Origin of the sequence: Ensifer aridi, assembly GCF_002078505.1 — a bacterium.
In the GTDB taxonomy this organism is placed as follows: domain Bacteria; phylum Pseudomonadota; class Alphaproteobacteria; order Rhizobiales; family Rhizobiaceae; genus Sinorhizobium; species Sinorhizobium aridi.
Map to the genome: position 1 here is coordinate 1 of NZ_LUAV01000052.1, position 11,684 is coordinate 11,684.

At 58.7% G+C, this 11,684-nt stretch carries 9 protein-coding genes and 1 pseudogene; all 10 read right to left on the reverse strand.

Annotated elements, in window-relative coordinates:
- Positions 1–2,575 (reverse strand): AMP-binding protein (locus AYK65_RS31040; RefSeq protein WP_172402092.1); only part of this gene is annotated, 2,575 nt, incomplete at its 3' end.
- A gap of 886 nt (positions 2,576–3,461) precedes the next feature.
- On the reverse strand, positions 3,462–3,656 hold the full coding sequence (locus AYK65_RS32680; RefSeq protein WP_081163186.1) for a hypothetical protein: 195 nt from the start codon (positions 3,654–3,656) through the stop codon (positions 3,462–3,464).
- Positions 3,622–3,879, reverse strand: coding sequence for a hypothetical protein (locus AYK65_RS32685; protein WP_081163187.1), 258 nt, complete (start codon positions 3,877–3,879; stop codon positions 3,622–3,624). Before AYK65_RS32685 ends, AYK65_RS32680 begins: the two co-directional genes overlap by 35 nt.
- 9 nt (positions 3,880–3,888) lie before the next feature.
- Positions 3,889–5,233: pseudogene (locus AYK65_RS31055) on the reverse strand (IS5 family transposase).
- A 357-nt stretch (positions 5,234–5,590) separates the two neighbouring features.
- Positions 5,591–6,631: an IS110 family RNA-guided transposase gene (locus AYK65_RS31060; protein ID WP_081163189.1), complete on the reverse strand. Its 1,041-nt coding sequence runs from the start codon at positions 6,629–6,631 to the stop codon at positions 5,591–5,593.
- 326 nt (positions 6,632–6,957) lie between these two features.
- Positions 6,958–7,617, reverse strand: a complete 660-nt coding sequence (locus AYK65_RS31065) for a hypothetical protein (protein WP_081163193.1) — start codon at positions 7,615–7,617, stop codon at positions 6,958–6,960.
- Positions 7,618–7,864: 247 nt separating this feature from the next.
- The gene (locus AYK65_RS31070) at positions 7,865–8,266 is read right to left on the reverse strand and encodes a ParB N-terminal domain-containing protein (protein WP_028002935.1); all 402 of its coding nucleotides are present in this window, start codon (positions 8,264–8,266) and stop codon (positions 7,865–7,867) included.
- A gap of 274 nt (positions 8,267–8,540) precedes the next feature.
- Positions 8,541–10,067 (reverse strand): hypothetical protein, encoded by a 1,527-nt coding sequence (locus tag AYK65_RS31075; RefSeq protein WP_244560165.1) that lies wholly within the window; start codon positions 10,065–10,067, stop codon positions 8,541–8,543.
- A gap of 17 nt (positions 10,068–10,084) precedes the next feature.
- Complete coding sequence (locus AYK65_RS32690; protein WP_172402093.1) at positions 10,085–11,287, reverse strand: thioesterase domain-containing protein; 1,203 nt, start codon at positions 11,285–11,287, stop codon at positions 10,085–10,087.
- The gene (locus AYK65_RS32695; protein ID WP_476700519.1) at positions 11,202–11,597 is read right to left on the reverse strand and encodes an AMP-binding enzyme; all 396 of its coding nucleotides are present in this window, start codon (positions 11,595–11,597) and stop codon (positions 11,202–11,204) included. Before AYK65_RS32695 ends, AYK65_RS32690 begins: the two co-directional genes overlap by 86 nt.
- Positions 11,598–11,684: the final 87 nt, after the last annotated feature.

Consider the following 11,684-nt stretch of genomic DNA (forward strand, 5'->3'; position numbering starts at 1 on the left):
GACGCCATAGCTCGACCGTCGACGACGACAATGCCTCGCCGCCAATGACGAACAGCTCCACCTGACTGGGATCTCCAGCCGACTGCAGCTGCTGCCCCAGAACATCCAGAAGGGTCGGGGTGACATTGACCAGCCCGCACCGGGTGCCGACCCTCGACCTGATCCCCTCGACCTCGTCCCCCTCTTTCGCAAGCAATGCATGGCCGCCAGAGACCAAAGGCGCAAACAGGCTGTTGACCGTAGCATCGAAGGCGAGCGAAGAGGAGACGACGGAGGAGGATATGGGCGCGTAGGTCTCACGAGCCCAGCTTAGATAATTGGTCATCCCGCGATGCTCAACCATGACGCCCTTGGGCGTTCCGGTGGAGCCTGAGGTGTAGATGATGTAGGCGAGATGGCTGGAGGTCAGGCCGAGCGCGCGCGGGTCGGGATCATCAGCGGGCTGGCCGGCCCAGGAAAGCTCGCCGTCCGAGAGATCGATCACCGTCAGGCTTGCGATGGCCTCGGCGCCGAGCGCTTCGCGGCCGGCGGCATCGCAAAGCATGAGCCGCGGGGCGGCATCGTCGAGCACCTGGTTGAGCCGCGCGCACGGATAGGCCGGATCGAGCGGCAGATAGGCGCCGCCCGCTTTCAGGATCGCCAGCAGTCCCACCACCATCGCCGGGCTGCGCTCGACGCAGATCGCCACCGGCTGGTCGGGTTTGACCCCAAGCGCGATCAGATGATGGGCGAGCCGGTTGGCCTCAGCGTTCAGCGCGCCATAGCTCAGCTCTTCATCCTCATGGACCACCGCCACCGCGTCGGGTGTCCGGCGCACCTGCGCCTCGAACAGCTCGTGGACGCACAGATCCGACGGATAGTCCGCGTCCGTGCGGTTCAGCTCCTCCAGCAGATAGCGGCGCTCTTCCGCCGGCAGGATGTCGATGCGGCCGACCGGCTGCTCGGCATCGGCGATCGCGCCACTCAAGAGATTTTGCAGATGCTGCGCCATGCGATCGATCTGCTTAGGTGCCAATCGATTGGCATCAAAATGCCAGCGGAAGCTCCCATCCAGAGCGCAAACCTCAAATGTCAGCACCTCACCGCATCGGGGCGCCCCAGCGCTTTGGCTCGACGGCAGATCGCCAGCGGCAGAACAGCTATTGGCGGTAATCGTGATGCCAATCGGCCAGGGCCGGCGCGACAGTAGCGCCTTCATAGTCCGCAAGGTCGGGTAGCGCGCGATAAGATCCCGGGCAAAGCTATCGTGCTCCTTTAGCCGATCCCATTCGGCCGCCACGGCCCTGCGCACTGCCGCGAAATCATGGGTTAGATCAATGGTAACTTCCATCGGCACGACAGAAGCGATCAGGGCCTCCACCGCTGGCAAGCCTGCTTGCGAAGCTTTCGGCGCCGGCGTCCATCCCAATTGAAACTCTGTTGCGCCCGCTATGCGGGCGAGATAGACCAACCAAGCCGCTAACAGGCGTTCCAAACGATCCTTGGCAGGCAGCTCAGCCAACGCACTTGCTACCTGCCACGAACTCGACTCCCATTTGGGCGGTGCCTCGGCTGCGCAAGAGGACCAGAAAGGGAGCTGCAATATTTTAAGCTGCTCGAGCCGCTGTCGCCAAAAATCCTCGCGAGGTGCTATCTCCTCATGTGCAGCAGTTAGGCTGCGCGCCTGATCATCGCTCAGAATCGGAAGGCGATCGCCTACGTCGAAATCGCAGTGCCTCGCGAGGGCTCGCGCGTCCACAGCCTGACCATCCAAGCTGGCAAACCAAACATCAACATCCTGCGTACCCGTCGCCACACGCCAGTGGTTGGGGTGGAGTTCAAGCAGGCAACCGGCCGGAAGACCCGAGCGTCGAGTCAGCACCTCCAAACGCCTGACGAGGACAACATCATCGCCTGCGAGAGCCTTGGGCAGACACAATGGATTGGGATGATACGGGCCAAAGTCCAAGGCACGTGTCATCGCCGACAAGTCCTGCGCGGATCGATGCCATCGCAGGCAGCCCGCAGCATCTGGACGTCGACGCGCCGCAAAGTAGCTTCTGCCCGCCAGTGCCTGCGGACGGAGACGGAGCTCCGCGTTCGCTAAGCCGGTCAAGAGCTCGCGAAAGCCCTCGACAGCGGCTTCATAACATTTGAGGTTTAAGCTCAGCGCCGTGTCGTTGGGTGCAATCACAACCTGGCGCTGAACCGCGACATCCCCCGTATCAACACCGTCATCGATCCGATGCCAGCTGATGGCATGTTCGCTCTCCTGGGCCAGCAGTGCCCAGGACGTCGCGTGCGTCCCCGCATATCGCGGCAAGGGTCCGTCGTGATAGTTGAAAGCGCCTTGACGCGCTCGTCCGAAAACATCCGCCGGCAACAGGAACGGATTGGCTATGGAAAAAATCCACTCCACCGGCTCGGTGGCGAGCAACGTCGAGAGCTCTTCAACACTGGCTACAACCGAGATGTTGGCGCAAGCCGCCCAATCGGCGAATAGGGTGTCGGCAGATAGCACCGCGCGAATGTCGTGGCCCATCTCCATTGCGAGCCGAGCGCACCTGACCGCGAGCGTGCCACTGCCAATAAACATGCTCGAGCGTCTCGAAGGGGCCGCAGGGCGTTGCCCATGCCGACCACTTGGTTCGTAAGGGCTTACGTGTTCCGGCGAAGAGCAACGCGTCATCTCTACCCTCCAGCAGTTCGCCGACCGTCTGTTCCCATCCCAGGCGCCGCGCCAGTAGCGGCTCAAACCAGCCGCACCTGCTCTGATTTGCGCGGGAGTAAATGCGCTGAAATAGCAATCGGATCAGCGGTGCGCAGTTCCTTGACCTCGTCGGAATGTTCGGTGAGCGTGATCATGGAACAATTTCTCGTCAGTCTATTCGCGTGGCCGATGACGATGCATGGATCGTGCCAACGGAGAAAAGTTTTTCCAAACAATAGGATGAAACCGACAGTGCGAGGTCGCATGTTCAACACGTGTCGGATCGACAACGCTAACCACCAGCTCCTTCAAATGCGGCGCGAGGGCGCGGCGATATAGAGATATGTATCATTTCGCGAATGTGATCATTTTTCTGTATTGCCAACCATACCGTATATTGAGGGCGACGAAACGGCTGCCCTGAAGTACTCTAGAACGAAGCGTATGGACGAACTCACATCGGATGAGTTACGCCATTTGGCGGCGAGAGCGTTCCTGCCCGAAAAGTTGGTAATCGACACTGCAGCTGAAACCGTCCGGCGGTTCGAGGATGCGTGGGCATCGGAGAGAAAAAAACTCCCCATGGAGGGAAGGTCCGGGAGTTGATCGACAAGCATTCACCGAGGATCCCGCTTTACGCAGAATTCAGTCGCTAGGTGGTTGGAACCAGCAATCGGCGGCGAGAGAAGATCTTATCAGTACTGGTCATGTGCTTTCAGTCGTTCGTAAACAAAGAGCGGCAAACGGCGACCCGATCGGGCGTGCTGTTCAGTCAGGTGAGAAGCAGCCACAAGACTTGCCTGAACCAGTTGGTGAAGAGCGAGAAGTTTTGCAGTTGTAGCCGGTGCTTGGCCTTGAGGTGGCACGCGATAAGCTCTTCGTCGTCGACAAAGCTGTCGAGGAAGTCGTACCACCCTTCGGCTCGAACATCGTCATTGCTGACGATCGCCGAGCTCAGGGTCCTCACCGAGCTCTTTCGCGACATGGTTCAGCGTGAAGACATACGTGATCGTAGCTATCAAGCGGCCGCGGCGCAGAGGGTGGCGACCGGCGAGGAATTCCCAGGGAAGCAGTTCGTCGAGTCGATCCATCACCTTGTCAGCGAAGGCTGCATAAAACTCGTTGGCGAGAGCCGGCATGAAATTGAACACGGCCGACGAATAGGTGGTGAAATCGTCGACCGTGAACAATGACTGTTGCTAAGCGGCGCACGGGTTCGCTCCGGCGAGCAGCCAGGCGAGCAGCAGCCACAAAATCTGCCTGAACCAGTTGATGAGGAGCGAGAAGTTGTAGCCGGCGGCGGCGAGCACGGCGTTGATGGCGTCGCCATGTTCGCCGGCGAGATAGTTGCGGTCCATGCGGTGCTCGGCCTTGAGATGGCCGATGACTGGCTCGATGGCCGAGCGGCGCCGCATCTCGCGCTTGATGGCCGGCGTGACGCGGAGCTTCTGGCCGCTGGTGAAGACGCGGAACCTGTGGCTCTGCGGGGCATTGTGGCCGCGGTATCCGGCATCGGCGAGGAGCCGCTCGATCTCGTTGCCGACGGTTTTCTCCATGTCCGGAATGACGGTCGCCAGCGTGTGACCATCATAGGGATTGCCGGGCAGAGCCTTGGCGTGCAGGGCGAACTGGCCGCCCTTCGAGCGTTTCAGGGTGGTGGCGACCGAGACCTTGACGCCGAACTCGTAGGGCCTGTGCGCCTTGCCCTTGCCGATGCATTCGACCTCCGGCGCATGCAGGCTGTAGATCTTGCGGCCGCGCTGGTGTTGCCGCTGCTCCAGAACCGTCGAGGCCTGGTGGAGCGGCCAGAGGAACACGCTCAGCAGCGTCTCGTCATCGCCGATCTGCCGGCGAATATCGCGGACGGTGCGGCCGAGATAGGTCTTGAGCTTGCGCAGCGCGTTGCGCGCCCGCTTGAACTGCTTGGCGTGGGCATAACGCTGATGTTTGATCAGCGCCTGCTTGCCGACCCGCATATAGGATTGCCGCAGTTTCAGTCCCATCTTTTGCGCCAGACGGACAAGCCGCTCGCGCGCCCGTTGGATGAGCTTCGCATCGGTCGGGAACATCACATTCTTCGGCTGCACGGTGGTGTCGACGATCACCCGGCGCGTGTCGGAAGGGTGCATCGCCCCGGTCTTGACCGCCACCGCCAGGCTTTCCTGCAACAGCGCCGTCAGCCGCGCCTCGCCCATGCGACCCCGCCAACGCGTCATCGACGAGCGGTCGAACGGCAGGTCGTGGCGGAAGAATTCTTCGCCGCAGAGATATTGGAAATAGGGGTTTTCCACCCAGCGGGCGCACAGCTCCTCGTCCGACAGGTCGAACGTATGTTTGAGGATCGCCAGCCCCGCCATCAACCGCGTCGGCAGCGGCCATGCCGGGGCCGTCGCAATAGACCTCGCCGAAGCGCCGCTCCAGAAACGGCCAGTCGATCGCCCGCGCCAGCCGCACCAGCTCGTGCTTCATGTTGATGATCTGATCCAGCCGGGAGCGGAACAGATCCTGCTCCCCCGTCTCGCGCCGCTCGCGTGGTCTCGACATCGCCGCTCCTCGATTCACCGCCGCTAAAACGAGTGAATCACGCCTTGCCGAGGGCGCAAACCGCAAAATCAAATTGCATATGTGGACGGCCCCCTCCTTGCAAGATCGTCGTGCAGTTTGTGGTCGGATCGCTTGCGATCATATGTACGGCCTTCGTGTGCGGTCGCACATGACCGCTGGCCAAGATGGTTTCCGCGACGCGAGCTCCAAACAAGAAAGCGACCTGGGGCGGCCGTTGCAATTTGCGGAATGTCTCGCGTCCCGGATCGATCGATCACACCATCTGCCTTTCGTCCTGCAAGTTCCCGGCATCAGCTTGGCTCGGAGCGCATGCAGAGCCTCCGTGCCAGCCGATCTCTATGCCGCTCCCGCCGCCGCGGGTTGGCTTGTGTGCATGGCCTTGTAGTGTTCGCCGCTCACCATCAACTTCCAGGCAATGCGGGCGATCTTGTTGGCGAGCGCCACGGCGGCCTGCTTCGGCGATTTGCGCTTGAGCAGCCCGGCGAGCCACGGCGAGGCGGCGCTGCGGCCGCATCGCACGTGCTGGATCACGGCGGTAGCTCCGACAATCAGCACGCTGCGCAAGGCTTCGTCGCCGGCGCGCGTGATCACACCGAGCCGGGTCTTACCCGCCGTGGAGTGGTCCTTCGGCGTCAGCCCGATCCACGCCGCGAAGTCGCGTCCGGAGCGGAACAGCTCGGGAGCCGGCGTCTTCATCACCAGCAAGGCGGCGCCGATCGGCCCGATGCCGGGTACCTTGACCAGGCGGCGGCTGCGCGTGTCGCTGCGATGCCAGGCCATCAGCTTGGCTTCGATCTCTGCCACGCGCTCCTGCAACTGAGTATATTCCTTGGCCTGCTGAGCAAACAGCTCGCGCGCCAGCGCCGGCAGGGTCTCGTCCGTCGTGGCACGCTCGAGCAACGGCGCGATGTTACTCATGCCCTTGGCGGCCACCAGTCCGAACTCGGCCGCGTAGCGGATCGAATTCGCCAGCTGTGTGCGATTGCGGACCAGCCGCTCGCGCATCCCGGCCAGCATCAGCGCCGCCTGATCATCGGCCGTTTTCATTGGCACGAAGCGCATCGTCGGCCGGCTCATCGCCTCGCACAGCGCCTCGGCGTCCGCCGCGTCGTTCTTGCCACGCTTGACATACGGCTTCGCATACTGCGGCGGGATCAGCTTGACCTCATGGCCGAACGTGCTCAACAAGCGAGCCCAATGATGCGCCCCACCACACGCCTCCAACGCTATGGTCGTGGCCGGCAGCCTCTCAAAAAACCGCACCATCTCCCGCCGCCGCAGCTTCTTGCGCAGCACCGGCTCCTCCGTCACATTCACCCCATGCAGCTGGAACACATGTTTTGACGTATCCATGCCAATGCGAATAACCTTCTCCACGGACGGCCTCCTTGTTTGAGATCTGCAACGACCTCATTCTGGCACATCAGATGCCGTGTGGGGGCCGTCCACTCCAACAAGAAAAGCGCACTCAGTGAGCGCTTTTCTTGCAACACTGCACCGCGGAAAAGCGGAAATTATACAGCATTATCAAAGACGTGTGGATAGTTCACGGGCGACGAAATCGGCGCCGCGAAAAGCTCGGCCGTCGGCATGCCGCCGACATACATGAGCCGGCCGCCGATCTTCGCAGTGATCTGGCGCACCAGGCCGAGGCCGCCGTAGTGGCGTGTACGCGGGGCCGCTCTGCATCGAACGAGAAACTATCATAGCGCATGTTGAACCCATACGTTCGGTTCAACATATATGCCGTAATTGTGCTCAAGCGACACAAGCAGCGGCACTAGTGCACCATCAATTTCCACCATGCCGGAACGTTCAAACGCTACTCCTGTCCAACTGGACCATTCGGCAATTGTCCCAGCGATGGTCATGGAATAAGGCGCTATTTTTAAGATTCTTCCACCGACGGTTATGTGAGTTCGCAACCAGGAGTCCACTGCGGAACCGTCAGCACGCTGTAGTTTGATGTACTCATCCATTGGTAGCCGCGGGTGTCGTTGCTTTTGATTGGGACGAACCGGCACAGACAATTCGTCGAAGCCCATTTGCCTGGCACAGGTCTTCAATGCGCCCAACATTGCCAGTGCATTGCCAATCCCTCGAGCTCTGGGCGCTAAGGTGATTTCGAGTGCACTTATTGTGGTTGGTTTGCGACCAATAAGTTTATCCTCATGCGCCCAGCGGATAACTTGGTCCCAACCGCCGTCAGGCAATTCGGTACGCCCATCAACGTTGAGTGCAAACGGCACGCCGAAAGCACGAGCAACGACCTCTTCTTCCATAAGTCCTACAAAAGCATAGTCTAGGTAGTTAAAAAATACGGCTTTCCCAAAGTACAGCCTTGCAGTTTGATCCTGGCGAATGAAGTTGGGCCAAAGAGCATCGAAATCCGGGGAGAAAACTGAGGGAATCAGATCGGGCCGTTCCCGCAATGAAAATATTTTTAAGCTCATTCTTCTATCTCGCGTAACCCTGTCTCACTTGCTCATTCGTATCAGTTGCCCCCCAGTCAGCAGCTTACTCTTTGCGGGCAATGGCACATTTGAACCCAATGTTGCCGACCCAGAGAGAACGATCGTCGAAAACCGCTTCACGTCGGAATCGCACCCTTTAGGGGCCCTTGTCCCGATCATATCCGAGATCCCTCAAAGGGATTTTACATTCGGGGAACTGAGCGTCGAAGACATGTTTGGTTGTCTTGGCAGGGAACTTCCTTCCGCTGCGGGCCATAGCAAAAATGATCTCAGGAGTAACTATCTCTCCCGGACGCCAAGCATCTACACGAACACCGTGGTAGTCTAGTAAGATTGCCGGCAATACTCTCAATTGAAGCCGCTTGGCGACAGCCAGCCTGTGATGGCCATCCATAACAAAAAGCGCTTCCTTATGGACAGCAATTGGAGCCTTCCAGAATTTGGCTTGGAGAATCTCTTCTTCAAGCTCAAGAACGTGTCGGCAATCAACCTCTTCGGTCGGAGTCAAATTGTTGGGCTGTAACAGATAGTAGCGCATAAGCATGTCACGTCCGACAGTAAAATGCCCAATGTCTAGCGGAAATCTCGATGTCTCAGCGATCGCGAGCGAAACTCATGATCGTCATGCACTAAACCGGCATTCATTTGGTAACCTACTGGCAACTATGCTTGCAATGCTCATTGGTACAACAAGGTCCAGTGGAGTTGTGACCCTCGTTCCTCCATGTCGAAGTTCCGATGGATCACGCGTGTTCAAAGAATAGCTTCTTAATTCCTGCATACCTTTTCCAACCTCCGGCGATGATGCCTTATCAGACTGCAGATGAGTTTCTCGTGAGGAAGGCCACCTTTTCCAAGGCCATCAGACTTCGATCGAACAAACGCTTAATGCCTCGTTCGCCTGTGTTGATGGCTTCCACAATGAGGCGTGCACTAAGGCAAAGCCGCAACGCAGCAACCTGGACGCCCCCAAGCTCGCCGCAAGGAACCGGTTGTCCAACTTCGCAACGAACTGACAATATTGTGCTACCAGGCATCTTGGCTTTCGTAGCCAAATCCTGGCACAAATGATCGTATATTCTCTTTGTTTGCGGGGCGGTCAGCGGATTTCTCCTCGCATGTCGATTTACGCGAAATAGTATAAAAGGCAAAATCGTCGGTAGCTGGTCCCAAGAATTGTGGGTGATTGGCAGATGGCGTTGTAACGTCGGTTGCTCTAATAGCTGGAAATCAGGCGCATTGTTCAGCCAGGAGGTAACCTCCTTATGAAAGTCAACCACAACCCGTTGGATATCTTCCTCTGAAACACTACGGAAAGCACGCAGCTCGGCGAGTGCAGCTTCCCACCGCAAAAGTAAACCAAAGTTACTGGTTTCAGGGAGTGTCTGAGCGCCTGTCCAGTTTCGTGGCCAGTCTGCCCGGCAACACGTCGCTCCGGGCGTAGGACGTAGTGGCCGTTTCTTCAAGCGGCCTGCCATCGACGCAGGAACCAAGAGCATTGCCGAAAAGGCTGGACCTCCCAAAAACTTGGATCCAGTAACGATCACCAAGCAGCCGATGGTAAGATAAGTTTGCAGCGTTTTCGGTGCCAATCGAAACTGAGATGCATCGACGAGAATTTCAACGCTGTCAGGCCAGCGACGCCTGAGATCCAGCGCCTTGCTCGGAGTTGGAGCCAGTACTCCGGTTTTCGAAACGTCAGTCAACACGATCAAAATACGACCGTATCGCGTTATCGCAGCCGATACTATTGCCTCGAGTTCATCATCGACGGCCGCAATAGGTCGGAGCCTGGAACCCTCCATGCGAACTGCTATCGACCTAACATCAATGGGATCCGCTGAATTGACCGTTGTTCCACCACTCTCGCGGTGCGGAGAATGCATGCCGCCAGCCAGAGCATGACCGACCCCACTCCCCGTCTCTTCCGGTTGGACCATAATTGCCAAGGTCCTTGCTACGGAGCTTCCTGCAACCAATCGGGAGGCAAGCATGTGAGCGTCGGTACCAGAAGGAGAGACGATGACTTCCATCCCTCGAATGTGTTCCAAACCGCATAAGCGAATGAATTCGTGACGAACTCTGTCGGTCTCTTCTAGATAGATTTCTTCCGGCGCCCGTCCAGGCAAGGTCTGCAATATCTTTTGGCGCAGTCTTTCCGCAGCTGAAAATCCGACGTCAGAAATCGTAGATGCGGTTGCCGAACCAAATGAGAATAATTCCCGGTCGGGAACTGGTTTACGACCGTACTTATTTGTCATTTGGCTAGCAGCAAGTTCGATCCGCTCGTCACCCCCCGAGGTTAACAACTCAGCGGTCGAAGGAAGATAAGTATTCACGTTGGATAGCCGCTGTGTCATTTGACATCCAGATTGCTGTTCGGGTGGGTAATCGGCAAATTGTTTAAGGCTGCTGACAGTTGGTGCGCCAAGACCCGCCGGTTTTCCAGAACATCCATCATCGTCACGTGATCGCCTGGAACGGGCACAGCCTTAATAAACTGCGCGTCCAAAATTCGATCCCATCCGCGCATTGGAGAATTTGCATGCGGCGTTGCCGGAAGTTGCGGCCTTGGGCTGGGAGAGTCCGCCAGAGCATAAAATTGGTACACGCTGACCGGCAGCGATGGCATCTGATACGAGTGTACAGCTTGGTGAAATTGCGCGTACATGATGGCGTTACGGTAGAGATCTGGTCCGCCGACGACCGCACCCATTTGTTGCGCTTTCTCAAGCAACTGCTTAACTGAGCTCTGCCCGGCCGATCGTCGCAGCACTTCGAACCTCTCATCACTCAGCGACTCCAGAGGTTCAAAGATCATTTGCAAAGCGATTTCTGTATCCGTCATCCCGGGCGATGCAGCCGGCAGTGGCACATCGATGAGGGCAATCAACGAAACAGTTTCTTGGAGATGGAGCAGGCGTTCGGCGATTGCATAAGCCAGTACAGCCCCAGAGGAATATCCCGCAAATCGATATGGACCCCGTGGCTGCACTTTCCTTAGTGCCTGCGTTACGTTTGCCGCAATCTCTTTAAGGCTTGGTCGAGCAGCTTCTTCAAATGGCGGCCAAGGCAAAGCGTAGACAGGGCAATCTATGTCCATCTCTCTGACTAACGGGAACACATATGAGCAGTCGCCGTATCCAGTCGGAACAAAGAAGATAGGCGCTGGAGATCCTATCGTGCGCACCGGTAGCACCCCAGGTGTATAACTGGATGAATCCAACTCGATCTTTGGAGCGAGGTCTTTGAGGATCGGGGCATTAAAAATATCGCTGGCGCTGACCTTCATCCCAACTCCTAGCGCTTGAGCAAGCATGCGCACCGCCAGCAATGAGTGGCCGCCGAGCTCGAAGAAGTTGTCGTGGCGGCCGACCCGCTCGATGCCGAGAAGCTCTTCCCAGATCGCCGCCAGCAGCGTCTCGATCTCGCCGCGTGGTGCCTCGAAAGCCCGGCGCGCATAGGCCTCGTCGTCAGGTGCCGGCAGCGCCTTGCGGTCGAGCTTGCCGTTCGGTGTCAGCGGCAGCACATCCAGCCGCACGAAGGCCGACGGCACCATGTAGNNNCATGTAGTCGGGCAGCAGGCCAACCAGATGGGCCCGCAACGCCGCGGCAAGCTCGGCGCCATCGGCTTTGTCCGACCCGTCCGCCGTCTTCGCAACCACATAGGCGACAAGCCGCTTGTCGCCGGCCGCATCCTCGCGCGCCACCACCACGGCCTCGCGCACCCGCTCGTGCTCGCAAAGCCGGGCGGCGATCTCGCCCGGCTCGATGCGGAAACCGCGGATCTTCACCTGGTCGTCGTTGCGGCCCAGAAACTCCAGATTGCCGTCCGGCAGATAGCGCGCCAGGTCGCCGGTCCGGTACATCCGGGCATCCGCCTCGCCGCTGAACGGATCGGCCAGGAATCGCTCCGCCGTCAGATCGGGCCGGTTCAGGTAGCCGCGCGCAACCCC